The sequence below is a fragment of the Pseudophaeobacter arcticus DSM 23566 genome (assembly GCF_000473205.1).
Classification (GTDB): domain Bacteria; phylum Pseudomonadota; class Alphaproteobacteria; order Rhodobacterales; family Rhodobacteraceae; genus Pseudophaeobacter; species Pseudophaeobacter arcticus.
The window spans coordinates 3,373,747-3,388,107 of record NZ_KI421507.1; the positions used below are offsets into that span (position 1 = coordinate 3,373,747).

14 protein-coding genes are annotated in these 14,361 nt (G+C 59.7%); 5 read left to right on the forward strand and 9 right to left on the reverse strand.

Annotated elements, in window-relative coordinates; translation table 11 throughout:
* Positions 1-51 precede the first annotated feature (51 nt).
* Both rsmD and ARCT_RS0120770 read right to left on the reverse strand, forming a co-directional pair.
* Positions 52-612, reverse strand: a complete 561-nt coding sequence (gene rsmD / locus ARCT_RS0120765; protein ID WP_027241796.1) for a 16S rRNA (guanine(966)-N(2))-methyltransferase RsmD — start codon at positions 610-612, stop codon at positions 52-54.
* Positions 609-1,820 carry an NAD(P)/FAD-dependent oxidoreductase gene (locus ARCT_RS0120770; protein ID WP_027241797.1) on the reverse strand — a complete coding sequence of 404 codons (1,212 nt, stop codon included), beginning with the start codon at positions 1,818-1,820 and terminating at the stop codon, positions 609-611. Before ARCT_RS0120770 ends, rsmD begins: the two co-directional genes overlap by 4 nt.
* A gap of 99 nt (positions 1,821-1,919) precedes the next feature.
* Between ARCT_RS0120770 and ARCT_RS0120775 the strand changes: the two genes are divergently transcribed.
* Positions 1,920-2,408, forward strand: coding sequence for a peroxiredoxin (locus tag ARCT_RS0120775; protein ID WP_027241798.1), 489 nt, complete (start codon positions 1,920-1,922; stop codon positions 2,406-2,408).
* A gap of 85 nt (positions 2,409-2,493) precedes the next feature.
* On the opposite strand, the gene ARCT_RS0120780 is transcribed toward ARCT_RS0120775, so the two are convergent.
* From ARCT_RS0120780 to ARCT_RS0120805, 6 genes are all read right to left on the reverse strand, one after another.
* Positions 2,494-2,787: a 4a-hydroxytetrahydrobiopterin dehydratase gene (locus tag ARCT_RS0120780; protein ID WP_027241799.1), complete on the reverse strand. Its 294-nt coding sequence runs from the start codon at positions 2,785-2,787 to the stop codon at positions 2,494-2,496.
* Positions 2,784-3,971 (reverse strand): GNAT family N-acetyltransferase, encoded by a 1,188-nt coding sequence (locus ARCT_RS0120785; protein ID WP_027241800.1) that lies wholly within the window; start codon positions 3,969-3,971, stop codon positions 2,784-2,786. Before ARCT_RS0120785 ends, ARCT_RS0120780 begins: the two co-directional genes overlap by 4 nt.
* 46 nt (positions 3,972-4,017) lie before the next feature.
* A complete protein-coding gene (locus ARCT_RS0120790; protein WP_027241801.1) occupies positions 4,018-4,791 on the reverse strand; it encodes a glycerophosphodiester phosphodiesterase family protein in 774 nt (257 codons plus the stop codon).
* Positions 4,788-5,246, reverse strand: a complete 459-nt coding sequence (locus ARCT_RS0120795; protein WP_036785240.1) for a RidA family protein — start codon at positions 5,244-5,246, stop codon at positions 4,788-4,790. The genes ARCT_RS0120790 and ARCT_RS0120795 overlap by 4 nt, the downstream gene beginning before the upstream one ends.
* 98 nt (positions 5,247-5,344) lie before the next feature.
* Complete coding sequence (locus ARCT_RS0120800) at positions 5,345-6,649, reverse strand: HlyD family type I secretion periplasmic adaptor subunit (protein ID WP_027241803.1); 1,305 nt, start codon at positions 6,647-6,649, stop codon at positions 5,345-5,347.
* Positions 6,646-8,379, reverse strand: coding sequence for a type I secretion system permease/ATPase (locus tag ARCT_RS0120805; RefSeq protein WP_027241804.1), 1,734 nt, complete (start codon positions 8,377-8,379; stop codon positions 6,646-6,648). The genes ARCT_RS0120800 and ARCT_RS0120805 overlap by 4 nt, the downstream gene beginning before the upstream one ends.
* 194 nt (positions 8,380-8,573) lie before the next feature.
* On the opposite strand from ARCT_RS0120805, the gene ARCT_RS0120810 reads away from it, so the two are divergent.
* Both ARCT_RS0120810 and ARCT_RS0120815 read left to right on the forward strand, forming a co-directional pair.
* Entirely contained in the window at positions 8,574-9,335 is a 762-nt protein-coding gene (locus ARCT_RS0120810) for an MlaA family lipoprotein (RefSeq protein WP_027241805.1), read from the forward strand.
* Positions 9,336-9,338: 3 nt separating this feature from the next.
* The gene (locus tag ARCT_RS0120815) at positions 9,339-9,929 is read left to right on the forward strand and encodes an MlaC/ttg2D family ABC transporter substrate-binding protein (RefSeq protein ID WP_027241806.1); all 591 of its coding nucleotides are present in this window, start codon (positions 9,339-9,341) and stop codon (positions 9,927-9,929) included.
* An 85-nt stretch (positions 9,930-10,014) separates the two neighbouring features.
* Here ARCT_RS0120815 and ARCT_RS0120820 read toward each other — a convergent pair whose 3' ends face one another.
* Positions 10,015-12,261 (reverse strand): transglycosylase domain-containing protein, encoded by a 2,247-nt coding sequence (locus ARCT_RS0120820; protein WP_027241807.1) that lies wholly within the window; start codon positions 12,259-12,261, stop codon positions 10,015-10,017.
* 282 nt (positions 12,262-12,543) lie between these two features.
* Between ARCT_RS0120820 and ARCT_RS0120825 the strand changes: the two genes are divergently transcribed.
* Positions 12,544-12,882, forward strand: coding sequence for a P-II family nitrogen regulator (locus tag ARCT_RS0120825; RefSeq protein ID WP_027241808.1), 339 nt, complete (start codon positions 12,544-12,546; stop codon positions 12,880-12,882).
* A 23-nt stretch (positions 12,883-12,905) separates the two neighbouring features.
* Complete coding sequence (locus tag ARCT_RS0120830) at positions 12,906-14,228, forward strand: ammonium transporter (RefSeq protein WP_027241809.1); 1,323 nt, start codon at positions 12,906-12,908, stop codon at positions 14,226-14,228.
* The last annotated feature ends 133 nt before the right edge of the window (positions 14,229-14,361 follow it).

Sequence of the window (14,361 nt, forward strand, 5' to 3'; positions counted from 1 at the left end):
GATGCAAACCCTGTGCCGGCACAAAATCGCCCGATCTGCCCCGCGCCTGTTTCAGACAGACACATCCCGCAACAGCAAAGTGATATGGCTGTCCCCATATTTGCGCGCGTCTTGCAGTGCATAGCCTTCGGGGGGGGACATCGCCGCGTTTTCTTCCCAGATGATCAGCGCATCCTCCGCAATCCAGCCGCCAGCCTCGGCGGCCTTCAGGGCTTTGTCCCCCAGGCCCTTGCCATAGGGGGGATCGAGAAACACCACATCAAAGGGCGCCTGCGGGTTCTCCCCCAGCTTCAGCGCATCGCGCCGGATCAGACGGGCGCGATCACCAGCGCGACAGATGTCGATATTCTTGGCAATCAACCCCTGGGAAATCCGGCCATCATCGACAAAAGTCACGCTCTCGGCACCGCGCGACAGGGCCTCGAGCCCCAGCGCGCCAGTGCCGGCAAAGAGATCCAGCACCCGCATTCCGTCAAAATCAACCTGATGCGCCAGCACGTTGAACAGGCTTTCACGCACCCGGTCGGTGGTGGGGCGCAGATGCGCCCCCGCATCGCCCTTGCCCAGCGCAGCCAAGGCCCGGCCGCGAAAGTCTCCGGCGATGATCCTCACGCTTTGAGCAGCGGCTTCAGGTCCGCTGTCGCATCTGCCACCACCAGCTTATCTGCCGTCTTGCCCATGTCGATCAGACGCTTACCCACCATATAGGCGCGCGGGTCATTCATCGCATCCACGGCAACCAATTGATCGCCCTTGTAGTACCAGAACGAAGTGCTCCGCCCGTCGCCAGCGCGGGTGACAACATTGTCAAACCCGGTGTTCAACCCTGCGATCTGCAATTTGACATCATATTGGTCAGACCAGAACCAGGGCGTTGCCACATAGTCCTTGCCCGCGCCCATCATGTTTTGCGCCACCACTTCGGCCTGATCAATGGCATTTGGCACGCTTTCCAGCCGGATACGGCCGCCCTTATACGGGAAGGAGGCACAATCCCCCGCGGACCAGATCGAAGGATCTGATGTACGCCCCTGGGCATCGGTCTTGATGCCATTCTCCAACTCCAGCCCGGCCAGCGCAGCCAGTTGCGTGCTGGGGGCGATGCCAACGCCCACCACGACAAAATCAACCTCGACACTGGCGCCGTCGCTCAGTACCGCGCGGGTCACCTGCCCCGCCTCGCCCTCCAGACGGTCCAGCCCGGTGCCTTCCAGGATGGTCACGCCATGATCCTGGTGCAGAGCGCGGAAATAATCAGAGGTCTCTGGCGCCGCGACCCGCTGCAGGATGCGATCGCCCATCTCCACCAGGGTGACATCAACACCGCGTTTGGCGCAGACCGCTGCCGCCTCCAGCCCGATGTAACCGCCGCCAACGATCAAGGCGCGTTTGCCTGCCACCACATGCGGCGCCATGGCGTCCACATCGCCCAGGCTGCGCACCACAAAAACCCCGTCAAGATCACCGCCGATAGCGGCAGGCAGGTGCCGGGGATCCGACCCCGTGGTCAGCGCCAGTTGGTCATAGGCGATCACCTCGTCGCCCAGGCTCAGGGTCTTGGCCCCGGCATCAATCGCCGTCACCACCGTGCCAAGACGTAGGGTAATCTTGTTGTCAGCGTAAAAACTCTCGGGGCGCAAAAACAGCCGTTCCAGCTCCATCTCCCCCAACAGATAGGCCTTTGACAGCGGAGGGCGCTGGTATGGCAGGGTGTTTTCGGCACCAATCAAGGTGATTTCGCCATCAAATCCATCTTTGCGCAGCTTCGCCACCAATGACGATCCTGCCTGCCCTGCTCCGATCACAATGATGTGACTCATTTCACCTCTTGCCTCCCACGCTGGTTCTGGTCTCCTGTTGTGATGACCCTATAGGGGCCAAGAACCTAAACGCAATCACCACAACAGAGGAAACGCGCAATGATTTCTGCTGGAGATAAACTGCCTGATGCCACGCTCACCCAAATGGGCGCTGAAGGCCCCGAACCAGTGCAGATGGCCGATAAGGTAAAGGGGCGCAAAGTAGCCATTTTTGCGGTGCCCGGTGCCTTTACCCCAACCTGTCATTCCGCCCATGTGCCCAGCTTTATCCGCACCAAGGATCAGTTTGCCGCCAAAGGCGTCGACGAGATCATCTGCATCTCGGCCAATGACCCCTTTGTGATGCAGGCCTGGGGCGAAGCCACCGGTGCCACTGCCGCTGGAATTTCCATGCTGGCCGACGCCGAAAGTGCCTTTACCGATGCCATCGGCATGCGCTTTGACGCGCCGCCCGCCGGGCTGATTGGCCGTTCGCTGCGCTATGCGATGTTGGTTGAGGACGGCGTCGTGACCCAGCTCAACATGGAAGAAAACCCCGGCCAGTGCGAACTCTCCGCCGGCGAAGGCCTACTGGCCTCGATGGGCTGAGGCAAAACGGCTGCCCGTGCACCCGCCTGGGCAGCCGCGCCTTTGACTTCGGGTCAGAATTTCAGGCCAAGTTTCAGGCCAAGTTTCAGGCCAGGCTGTCGAGTTTTCGCGCCAGCTTGGCATCCTGCGCCGAGATCCCATCCACATCATGGGTGGTGAGCACAACCGTGACCCGATTGTAGATATTGCTCCACTCTGGATGGTGATCCCATTTTTCAGCCCAGATCGCGGCACGGGTCATCCAGCCAAAGGCCTCGACAAAACTGCCAAAAGTGAACGTCTTTGTCAGGGCATCACGCCCCTCGACCATCTGCCAGCCGTTTGCAAACAGCGGATCCAGTAGCGGCCCTCGCGTGGCCTCTGATAGTTTCTCAGTCATTCCTGTTCCTCCACCTTTGCTTTGCGAAACGGCCCATAGCTGGTCAGCACCTCGACCTCTTCTGCCACCGCTGCCCGCTCGGCCTCAAGATACCGGCTGACAGCCTCGGCAAAGCCGGCATCGCCTATCCAGTGCAGGCTGTGGGTCTCCACCGGCAAATAACCACGTGCCAGTTTGTGTTCGCCCTGCGCGCCAGCCTCAATCCGTGACAGCTGATTGGCAATGGCAAAATCAATGGCCTGATAGTAGCATAATTCAAAGTGTAAACAGGGGTGGTGTTCCAGGCAGCCCCAGTAGCGCCCATATAGGGTCTCACGCCCGATAAGATTCAACGCGCCCGCAACCGGGTAGCCGTCACGTTCCGCCAGAATGAGATGCAGATCATCGGACATGGTCTCGTGGATGATCGAAAAGAACTCCCGCGTCAGATAGGGCCTGCCCCATTTGCGCGCTCCGGTATCCTGATAAAAGGCCCAGAAGGCATCCCAGTGTTCGGGGCGGATCTGGTCTCCGGTGTAGCTATGGATTGCGCCGCCAAAGCGCTGTGCCTGGGCGCGTTCCTTTCGGATGTTTTTGCGCTTGCGTGACGAAAGCGCCGTCAGAAAGCCGTCAAAATCCGCATAGCCTTCGTTGAGCCAGTGAAACTGCTGGCTCACCCGTGGCATCAGCCCCATCTCAGTGCCGATCTCCGCCTCTTGTGAGGTGCAAAAGGTCACATGCAGCGATGAGACCTGATTGTCCGCGGCAAGCTGCACCGCCCCCTGCACCAGCGCCGATTGGCCGATCCGCTCATAGCCAGGCCGCACCAGCAACCGCCGCCCCGTGGCAGGGGTAAAGGGCACTGCGATCTGTAACTTGGGATAATAGCGCCCGCCGGCCTGCTCATAGGCATGGGCCCAGTTGTGATCAAAGATATATTCACCCTGGCTGTGCGATTTGGCATAAAGCGGCGCGCAGGCAATCAGGGTCCCATCGAGATAGGCGGTCAGGTATTGCGGCTGCCAGCCTGTACCTAGCCCCACCGATCCGCTTTGTTCGAGCGCGCTGAGAAACCGATAGGTGGTAAAGGGATCCAAGGGGCGCCCGCCATCAGAGGTTTCAGGGCAGGCACAGGCATCCCAATCCGCTGCCGCAATCTGCGACAGGCTGCCAAGCACGCGAATTTCAACTGGTTTGTGATCCATGAACTCTCCCTGCTCCTGACACTATTTGTGCAGCCTGTCGTTTTGATCAAGCCGGGAGTGGTGAAAGATATTGCTCAAAAGTAACATTATCCACCCATTTGCGCGCTTCATCCTCGGCTGCGCGGCTCTTCACCGTCCAGCACAGAACAGGCACCCCAGAGGCGCGTAAATCCTGCACCCGCTGACGAGACAGATCCCCCACCTCGTGGCTGATAAAGCTGGACTGGCTGCTGACAAAATCGGGAATGTCGCGCAGCCGGTCACAGGTGGCTTTGGGAACCGGGATCCAGTCTTTGGGATCATAAGAGCTGGTCACCAATCCACGTGCGATATTGGGCGCGCACCGGGCCAGTGCAGCCGACGAATGGGGGTTGAACGACATCAGGGCGACGGCCCCCTCATAGCCTTGCAGGACCTTGGCGGTGGCTGCTTCCAGATCGCCGACATTGGGGCCCAGGTTGCCATCCTGGTCCTTAATCTCAATCAGTAACGGCACCTGCCCGGCCACCAGATCCAGCACCTCGGCCAGGGTGGGAATACACTCGCCATCCCCGCCTTTTAGTGGGATCAGTTCCAGCTCTGCCCGGCTGCGGGCCGCGACCAAACCTGTGGCCTCGGTCAGGCGGTCCAGGTCGTCGTCATGAAACACCATGGGGCAGCCATCGCTGGAGTACTGCAGATCAATTTCGATCGCATAGCCTGCAGCAATCGCCGCGCGGATGGCCGCGCGGCTGTTTTCAGGGCGTCCATCCGTCACATCGTGCAGCGCCCGATGAGCAACCGGCAGCGACAGGAATTCAGCAGGTAGTTTTGGGATCATTTGATCTGGAACACCGCATCAATTTCAACCGCAACACCCAATGGCAACGATGGCGAGCTAACAGCCGAGCGCGCATGACGGCCAGCCTCGCCCAGCGCCGTAACCAGGAAATCCGAAGCCCCGTTCACCACCTGTGCCTGCTGGGTGAAATCCGCAGTGGAATTGACAAATGCGCCCAGTTTCACCACCCGCACCAGACGTTCAAGATCGCCACCGCAAGCGGCTTTGAGCTGCGCCAGCAGGGAGATGGCACAGCGCTTGGCGGCGGCCTGACCAGCCTCCACATCCATATCCGCGCCCAGGGTGCCGGTGATCAACCCGTTTTCATCCGAAGAGATCTGCCCGGAGACATAGACCATGTCACCGGCGACGACAAAAGGCACATAGTTTGCCGCAGGTGCCGGTGCCTCTGGCAGGGTGACGCCCAGGTCTTTTAGGTTTGCTTCGATGCTCATTGTCACGCTCCTTCAACGCCCATGTTTCGCGGCGACGCTAGCGCTGATGACCCGCGCCGGAAAGAGCAAAAACGACAACGGCCAGCTGCGCCGGGGTCTCAATCCTCGCGGAAGGCTTTGACAAAATAGTCGGCCAGGGGTTTCACCAGATAGGTCAGCGGCGAACGGTCCTGAGTGCGGATGTAGCTTTCCACCGGCATGCCGGGAATAAGCACCGTGCCTTTGGGCAGGCGCTGCGCCTCCTCTGGATTCAGCTCGATTTCAGCCCGGTAAAAAGACGCCCCGGTGTTCTGGTCCTCAAACGCATCCGCCGATACCTGCATGACCTTGCCATACAGATCGGGAGTGCTGCGCTTATCCAGAGCCGCGAATTTCAGCGTCACATCCTGCCCGACATAGATCTGTTCGATATCCGTGGGCGATACCTGCGCCACGATCACCAGCGGGCGGTCCTGCGGCACCAGGTATAACACCGGGTCTGCCGCCCGAATAACCGACCGGGGGGTGTGGACCTGCAGGTCATAGACAATGCCCGAAACCGGTGCGGTGATATCCAGACGGTCCAGGCGCTCCAGCAGGGTGCGGCGATTTTCTCCGAGCTCCAATTCCTGAAAGCGCAGATCGCGCAGCTGGGTGATCGCCTCTTCCCGCCGGGTCGACCCCAGTTTCAGGATCTCGATCTCGGTCTCGGTAATCCGCCCCAAGGCCTGGGCCTCGGTGGCGATCAGCTCTCCCAGACGGCCACTCAGATCGGCCTCGGTGCGGCGCAGGTTGAGCACAGTCCCCGCCTGGGCCAGCCCCCGGTCCAGCAGGGTTGTCTGGTTCTTCAGCTCTTCGGCGATCAACTCCAGCTGCAGCTCCATCGAGGCCTGCTGCGCCTTGATCCCGGTGATCTGATCGCGGGTTTGCGAACTGCGTTTGTTCAGCTGCTCAATTTCGCGCGCAATGGATTCCTCACGGGCCACAAACAGACGGTGCTGCCCCTCGACCAGATCCAGCACCGCCGGGCGGCTCGCGGTCAGGGCAAGCAGCTCTGCATCAAAGGTAACCTCTTTGGCGCTGTCGCGTTCCGCTTCCAGCCGCCCTCGCCGCGCCATCATCTCAAACAATTGGCCCTCGGTGATAGCCAGTTGCGAGCGCAGCTCCTTGGCGTCCAGACGCAGCAACATCTCCCCGCGCGCCACGCTGTCGCCCTCTTCCACCAGGATCTCGGCGACAATGCCGCCATCAAGATGCTGTACAACCTGCCGGTTGCGATCCACTTCGATACGACCCGAGGCAACAATTGCCCCGGCGATCGAAGACATCACCGCCCAGGTTCCAAATCCCCCCAGCAGGACCAGTAGGGTCAGGGCCCCAATTAGCAGCGGGCTGCGGGCGGACCACTCGGATTCCTGGCTCATTGCACACCTCCCGCTCCGGCGGTCTTGCGGATGGATTGATGATTTGCCACCATTTCCTGCAGCACCTTATCCTTGGGTCCAAAGGCGGTTTGCACGCCTTTGTCGATCACCAAGAGCATCTCACATTCCTGAATAGCTGCCGGGCGATGCGCCATGATGAGCACCGACTGACCAGCGGCTTTGAGCGCCTTGATCGCCTGATTCAGAGCCACCGAACCCTCGTTATCGAGGTTCGAGTTGGGCTCATCCAGGATCACAATCACCGGCATATCATAAAGCGCACGGGCCAGGGCCACCCGCTGCATCTGTCCGCCTGACAACCGCCCGCCCCCGGCAGAGACGCGGGTGTCATAGCCATCCGGCAGGTTGACGATCATCTCATGGGCTGCGGCCTTCTTGGCTGCGGCCACCACTTTTTCGGCATCCGGCTCTTCAGCCAGACGCGCGATATTCTGCGCAATGGTGCCATCAAACAACTGCACGCGCTGCGGCAGATAGCCAAAATGTCGCCCTAAGACATCCGGGTCGTATTGGTCCAGTGCCGCACCATCCAGGCGCACGGTGCCTGCAGCCGGTTTCCAGGCCCCGGTCAGCGCCTTGGCCAGCGTCGATTTGCCAGACCCCGAGGGGCCAATCACCCCAATCGCCTGACCTGGCTCGACCCGGAAACTTACATTGCGCAGCTGCGCGCGGCTTTCTCCCGGCGGCACCACCGCGAGCGCCTGAACCTCCAGCCGCGCTGCGGGCTGTGGCAGCGCCATACGCTCGACCTCGGGCGGAACCTTGGTCAGCAACTCCGCCAGGGAGTGCCAGCCCTTGATGGCACGCTGCACCATGGCCCATTGCCCCAGCCCCAGCTCGATCGGAGCCAAGGCACGTCCCATCAACACGGATCCCGCAATCATTGCCCCCGGCGAGACCGCCCCCCGGAGCGCCAGATAGGCTCCCAAGCCAAGCATTGCGGATTGTAAAAACAACCGGAGTGTCTTGGTCAGGGTCGTGAAGCCGCCGCCGGTATCATTGGCGCGCAGGGTGTCTTTCAGGGCAACTTTGCGGATTTTCTGCCAGCGCTGAAACGCAGCCCCGCGCATCCCCATGGATTGGATCATCTCTGCCTCACCGCGAATTTCTTCGGAGGAGAGATTGGCGCGATGCGAGGAAGCCGCCGCCTTTTGCAACGGTGCACGGCTGAACATCTGGTTGAGCAGCGCCACTGCCACAAGAACCGCGCCACCGCCCAGGGCCAGCAACCCCAACCAGGGGTGGAACAGGGCTATCCCCGCGAGAAAGAACGGAGTCCAGGGCAGATCAAAAGCCGCGCCCAAAACCGGAGAGGACATTAATCGCTGGATTGCCTCCAGATCAGCAGTCCCGGTCTGGGCAACGGGATCCTGCGCCACCGCAGAGCGGCGGACCATGGCGTCAAACACCCGTTTGTCCAATTGCGCCTGAAACCGGGCACCGATCCTTGCCAGGACCCGGCCACGCACATAGTCCAAAAGGCCCATCATGCCATAGAGAAACAGCACCAGTAGCGACAGGGCAACCAGGGTCGCCTCGGACCCACTGCCTAGCACGCGATCATAAACCTGCATCATATAAAGCGGGCCCGTCAGCATCAGCATATTTACAAAGACGCTAAAAAGACCAACGGCCCAGTAGAGACCACGACTCTGGCGGCGGCAGGCCGTAAGCGCATCATAACCAGGCTTAAATGTTTTATTTGTCATATTGACTATGCTCTACCTGTTCAAACCGCCCGCGACATATTAGACCCTGCGCCATCTACAATTCTGGGGAAACCTGTTCCGAATCTGCCACAAACGTGCAAACAAATTGCTGTAGAAAGTGGGAATCTTCCGGATTGTCTTTAGATAGAACGCTCGTGTTTCTCAAATAGCGAATTAACTGGATTACAAACCGAATGCGACTTTTCACCAAACCTCGTTTTGTCTTTGCTGCGCTGGCCCTGGTTTTATCACAGGCAGGCTGTGCCACGCAAAGCCCTGATGCCAAGGCTGCTGGTGAGGTATTTGACCCCTATGAGAACACCAACCGGTCCGTGCACAGCTTTAACCTGGCGGTAGATCGCTACGCCTTTCGCCCCGCCTCAAAGAGCTATGTGGCAATAGTCCCCGAGCCGATGGTTACGAGCTTTTCTTCTTTTGCCCGGAACCTGTCGATGCCGGGGCAAGCCGTCAATGCCCTGCTGCAAGGCAACCCCAAGCTGGCCGGACAGGCTCTGGCCCGGTTTGCCATGAACACAACCATTGGCTTCCTTGGCCTTGCGGACCCTGCCACCGAATTCAACCTCCCGCAGGTAGATACCGATTTTGGCAAAACGCTGGCCGTCTGGGGTGTTGGCGAAGGCGCCTATGTTGAACTGCCGATCTATGGTCCCTCTACCGCGCGGGATGCTACAGGTATTTTTGTCGATTTCTTCACCAATCCCATTGGCTACGCTCGGAATAATCCTGCCGATAACATCAGCATTTACGCTGAGGTAGTGCGCCGCATGGGCGATCGTGGCAGATATTCAGATACCGTGGATTCGATTCTCTATGAAAGTGCCGACAGCTATGCGCAGGCCCGCCTGCTGTATCTGCAGAACCGGCGCTTTGAGCTGGGTGAAACAGCCGAGATCAGTGAAATTGATCCCTTTGAACTAAATACTGAAGGATTCTAAATGATGCATCGCCGCAGCTTTTTGACCGGTCTCACTGCCAGCGCGGCGCTTGTCCCTGCAGCGCCTCTTTGGGCTTTGAACGAAGCCGGCGCCAGCAAATTGATCAGCAGCCTTGTCGCCGACATCAACAAGGTCATTGCATCGGGCAAAGCTGAAAATGCCATGTTCCGCGAGTTTGAGCGGATCTTCAAACGCTACAGCGACACCTCTTACATTGCCGCCTATGCGCTTGGCGTTGATGCCCGCCGGGCCTCTGCCGCCCAAAAACAGAATTTCTCCAAGACCTTCCAGGGCTATATCTCCCGGAAATACGGCAAACGCTTCCGCGAATTCATCGGTGGCAGTCTGGAAGTGCGAAGCGTCAAGCGGGTCAAAAAATGGTACGAAGTCAGCACCACGGCCTATCTGCAGGGCCAAGCGCCCTTTGAGGTCACCTTCCTGGTCTCTGACCGTTCTGGCAAGGATCTCTTCTTTAATATGTATATCGAAGGGGTGAACCTGCTGCTGACCGAGCGCACCGAGATTGGCGCGATCCTGGACAGCAACAAAGGCGATATCGACGCGATGATAGCCGAGCTGAAACGCCAAAGCTAACTCCGGCCACGCAAGACCTGTACATCACAGACAAAAGGCTCCCGCTTGGGAGCCTTTTCTTTTTGCTAGGCCACAGGCAACGGGGCTAGTTGCGGCCAAAGATGTCGCGCAATAGCCCGTCCACGGCCCGGCCTATCTCGCGGCCCGGCTGGATCCTGTCGCGCCGCCGTTGCGGAACCGGCTGTACGGGAGGCGCAATTGGCTTAGGCGCCAGCATCGGCAGCGGTTTTGGTGTCAGCCCCTCGTGAACCCGTACCATGGCCTCGTGCCAGATCTCAGCAGGCAGACCGCCGCCGGTTACCCCGCTCAAGGGGGTGTTGTCATCATAGCCCATCCAGACCCCGGCCACATAATCCGCGGTAAAGCCGATGAACCAGGCATCGCGCGCGGCCTGGGTGGTACCGGATTTCCCGGCCGCCTGCCAACCGGGGATTTGCGCCCGACGCCCGGTGCCCTCGGCGATGACCTTCTCCATCATCCAAACCAGCTGCTGCGCCGCCTCGGTGCGGATCACCCGCTCTCCCATGCCACCGCTGCGCCCCATCAGAGGTTCTGTATCGGTTGCCAGGCGCAGCTCGCTTACCCCGTAGGGCGTCACCGATGAGCCGCCATTGAGGATCCCGGCATAGGCGCCTGTCATTTCCAGCAGCGTGCTTTCCGAGGCCCCAAGCGCCAGCGCCGGCCCTTCGGCCATGTCGTTATCAATGCCAAAATCGCTGGCAACACGACGCACAAGATCCCGGCCCACGGCCTCAGAGAGTTTCACGGCGGGGACATTCAGCGAATCCCTAAGCGCCCGGGCCAAGGTCACCTCGCCGTAGTATTTGCGGGTATAGTTCTTGGGACACCATTCGCCAGAGCCAGGCAGATCCAGGCAGTATTCCGTATCCAACAGGATATCGAGCGGCGAATAGCCAAGCTCCAGCGCCGTTGCATAGACAAAGGGTTTGAACGCCGAACCGGTTTGCCGCTTTGCCTGGGTGGCGCGGTTGAACACGCCAGAAACGCGGGTCTTGCGCCCGCCAACCATGGCCCGCACGGCGCCATCGGCGCTCATCACCACAATTGCCGCCTGCGCCTTGGACCCCGGGCGGACTTTGTTTTCAAACACATAGGTCATCGCCTCTTCGACGGCGGTTTGCAGCCGTTGATCCATGGTGGTGCGGATCACCACGTCTTCGGCGGTTTGGGCACCAAAATAGCTGGGAACACTGTCCATGATCCAATCGGCGAAATAGCCGCCTGCCCGTGCCTCAGCCGCCGAGCTGAGCCGCGCCGGTTGGTCCTGCCCCGCTTTGGCCTCGGCCTCGCTAATGTAGCCCTGCTCCTGCATCAGACGTAGCACGGTGGCGGCGCGATCCTGCGACCGCTTTAGATTGTTCGTTGGCGCCAGCGAGGACGGCGCGGTCAGCAATCCTGCAAGCATGGCTCCTTCAGCGGCGCTCAGCTGGTTGGCGGATTTGCCAAAATAGCGCTGCGCGGCGGCCTCGGCCCCGTAGGCACCGCCCCCCATATAGGCGCGGTTCATATAGATCGAGAGGATCTCGTCCTTGGTATATTTGACCTCCATGGCCAGCGCATAGACCGCCTCGGTCCCCTTGCGCCACAGCGATCCCTGACGACAGTCATTCTCATAGGCGGCCTCGCTCTCCCATTCAGTGGGATCATAGATCCGCCCAAGGCAGAGCAATTTAGCCGTCTGTTGGGTAATGGTAGAGCCACCATGCCCCGACAGCGGGCCACGTCCTTCGCTCAGATTGATCCGCACCGCCGAGGCCACACCGCGGGGCGAAATCCCAAAGTGGCGGTAAAACCGTTTGTCCTCGGTGGCGACGATCGCGTTTTTCAGATAGGGCGAAACGGTCTCGGCGGTTACCACTCCGCCAAACTGATCCCCCCGCCAGGCAAAAACGTCCCCCTTATGGTCCAGCAGGGTGACAGAACCGCGCGCGCGGCCATCCAATAGCGTTGTGACCTCCGGCAGGTTCAGGACCTGATAGCCCACCGCCATGCCCACCAGGGTGAAAACAATGACGCCAACCCGCCAGGAAAAGCCCCAGACCAGCCGCAATAGCCAGCGGAATGGCATCAACAGAGTACCAATCAGCCCACGTGGCTTGCGGGCGCGGGTTGCTTTTTGCCGCGCCGCAGCCGGTCGCTGGGGCTGAGACCGGGGTTGAGGCCGGGGTTTGGCTTTGGGCCTAGGTTTTGCCTTTGGCCTGCCAAAAAGCAGTCCCCAAATTCCACCACGTCGTTTGGCGGGACGTTTGCCCCCCGCCTTTGCATAGCGTTTTTCCGCCACCAGTGGCTTTCGCCCTGAACCCTGCGCCATCTTCACAATCCTGCCCGGTTTGCCCGTTTTTACCACTCTAACCTCTCTGATCAGCTTTGTAGAGAGGCGGTTTAAGGGGAATTTCGCTTCTGACACCGCCCAGTTTTCGGGCATGTTTACGATTCTTCGCTTCTTTTTTAACCGCCACCTCTGTGCTGCACCTGTAAAACCACCGCTCCGGTTCCCCCGACTCGGCGCCTTGGTTTTTCTGCAATTGCAAATACGCGGGTGCTGCAGCCAGATCCCTTGGTGACAGGCACCCTCCAAGACGAGGATGTCGAAATGAAAATGATCATCGCAGCCATCAAACCCTTCAAACTGGAGGACGTCCGCGAAGCACTGACAGGTATCGGCGTTTCCGGATTGATGGTTTCCGAAGTCAAAGGCTTTGGCGCCCAGGCTGGCCATACCGAAATCTACCGCGGTGCCGAGTACGAAGTGAACTTTGTCCCCAAGCTGAAGCTGGAAATCGTGGTTTCCGCCGGCCTGGCGGATCAAGTGGTCGAAACCATCGCCAAAACCGCCCGCACCGGCAAGATCGGTGACGGCAAGATCTTTGTAATCGACGTGGAGCAAGCCCTGCGGGTGCGCACCGGCGAAACCAATCAAGACGCGCTGTAAGCGCCGCATTTGGAGGAAAACTGATGCGTAAACTCTCTCTCTCTTTGTCGGCCCTGGCGCTGACCATCCTGCCGGGCCTGGCCCTGGCGGATGAGGCCGCAGCCGCAGCCCCCGCGGATATCACACCCTATATCTTTACCACTCTGCTGTTCCTGGTTGGCGGCTTTATGGTGTTCTGGATGGCAGCTGGTTTTGCCATGCTCGAAGCCGGTCTGGTGCGCTCGAAAAACGTCACCATGCAGCTGACCAAGAACATCGCGCTGTTCTCGATTGCCGCCATTATGTATTGGCTGGTTGGTTTTAACCTGATGTACCCCGGCGATGCCTGGTCCATTCCCGGCCTGCTTGGCGCCTTCGCGCCGACCTCGCTGGAACCTGTCGGCCTGGCCGCAGCGGATGCTTCGCTGGACTATGCCTCGGTTGGCTCTGACTTTTTCTTCCAGTTGATGTTCTGCGCCACCACTGCATCGATCGTTTCGGGCACCCTGGCTGAGCGTATCAAACTCTGGCCCTTCCTGATTTTTGTCGCCGTGCTGACCGGCGTGATCTACCCAATCGAGGCCTCCTGGCAGTGGGGCGGCGGCTTCCTCTCCGAGATGGGCTTCTCTGACTTTGCCGGCTCGACCCTGGTGCACGCGGCTGGTGGCTTTGCAGCCCTGGCAGGCGCTCTGATCCTGGGCCCACGTATCGGTAAATATAAAGGCGACAAGACCATCCCAATGCCTGGCTCCAACCTGGCGCTGGCAACTCTGGGTACCTTTATCCTGTGGCTCGGTTGGTTTGGTTTCAATGGTGGCTCGCAGCTGGCGATGGGCACCGTGGGCGATATCACTGACATCTCCCGTATCTTTGCCAACACCAATATGGCGGCTGCCTCCGGTGCGGTCACCGCGCTGATCCTGACCCAGGTCATGTTCAAAAAGCCTGACCTTACCATGACCCTGAACGGCGCCCTGGCTGGTCTGGTCTCCATCACTGCCGGCCCGCTTGACCCAACCCTGTTTGGCGCTCTGTGGATTGGTGCTGTTGGTGGTGTGATCGTGGTCTTTGTTGTCCCGCTGCTGGACAAGCTGAAAATCGACGACGTTGTTGGCGCCATCCCGGTGCACCTGGTTGCCGGTCTCTGGGGTACCTTTGCGGTTCCCTTCTACACCGCCGACACCTCCTTTGTGACCCAGATCACCGGCTTTGTTGCCATCGGTGCCTTCACCTTCATCGTCTCCGGCATTGTCTGGCTGATCCTGAAGTCCACCATGGGCATCCGCGTCAGCGAAGAAGACGAGATCAACGGTCTCGACATGGCAGAGCTGGGCATGGAAGCCTACCCCGAGTTCACAGCAGGCTAAACGGCACAAGACCTTCGAGCAAAGCAAAGAAAACGCGGCCCCCCTTGGGTCGCGTTTTTACGTTTTGCCCCTTTCGTTGGGGGCATTCCTATTTTCTACAAACAAAAACGCGCCCCTTGGGGCGCGTTCGGTG

What these genes read in the sequence shown, in the direction of transcription:
- ARCT_RS0120790 (WP_027241801.1), bottom strand. Translation starts at nt 4,791, where the DNA reads ATGATCCCAAAACTACCTGCTGAATTCCTGTCGCTGCCGGTTGCTCAT.
- ARCT_RS0120800 (WP_027241803.1), bottom strand. Translation starts at nt 6,649, where the DNA reads ATGAGCCAGGAATCCGAGTGGTCCGCCCGCAGCCCGCTGCTAATTGGG.
- ARCT_RS0120825 (WP_027241808.1), top strand. Translation starts at nt 12,544, where the DNA reads ATGAAAATGATCATCGCAGCCATCAAACCCTTCAAACTGGAGGACGTC.
- ARCT_RS0120820 (WP_027241807.1), bottom strand. Translation starts at nt 12,261, where the DNA reads ATGGCGCAGGGTTCAGGGCGAAAGCCACTGGTGGCGGAAAAACGCTAT.
- ARCT_RS0120775 (WP_027241798.1), top strand. Translation starts at nt 1,920, where the DNA reads ATGATTTCTGCTGGAGATAAACTGCCTGATGCCACGCTCACCCAAATG.
- ARCT_RS0120805 (WP_027241804.1), bottom strand. Translation starts at nt 8,379, where the DNA reads ATGACAAATAAAACATTTAAGCCTGGTTATGATGCGCTTACGGCCTGC.
- ARCT_RS0120785 (WP_027241800.1), bottom strand. Translation starts at nt 3,971, where the DNA reads ATGGATCACAAACCAGTTGAAATTCGCGTGCTTGGCAGCCTGTCGCAG.
- ARCT_RS0120815 (WP_027241806.1), top strand. Translation starts at nt 9,339, where the DNA reads ATGCATCGCCGCAGCTTTTTGACCGGTCTCACTGCCAGCGCGGCGCTT.
- ARCT_RS0120770 (WP_027241797.1), bottom strand. Translation starts at nt 1,820, where the DNA reads ATGAGTCACATCATTGTGATCGGAGCAGGGCAGGCAGGATCGTCATTG.
- ARCT_RS0120795 (WP_036785240.1), bottom strand. Translation starts at nt 5,246, where the DNA reads ATGAGCATCGAAGCAAACCTAAAAGACCTGGGCGTCACCCTGCCAGAG.
- ARCT_RS0120830 (WP_027241809.1), top strand. Translation starts at nt 12,906, where the DNA reads ATGCGTAAACTCTCTCTCTCTTTGTCGGCCCTGGCGCTGACCATCCTG.
- ARCT_RS0120810 (WP_027241805.1), top strand. Translation starts at nt 8,574, where the DNA reads ATGCGACTTTTCACCAAACCTCGTTTTGTCTTTGCTGCGCTGGCCCTG.
- ARCT_RS0120780 (WP_027241799.1), bottom strand. Translation starts at nt 2,787, where the DNA reads ATGACTGAGAAACTATCAGAGGCCACGCGAGGGCCGCTACTGGATCCG.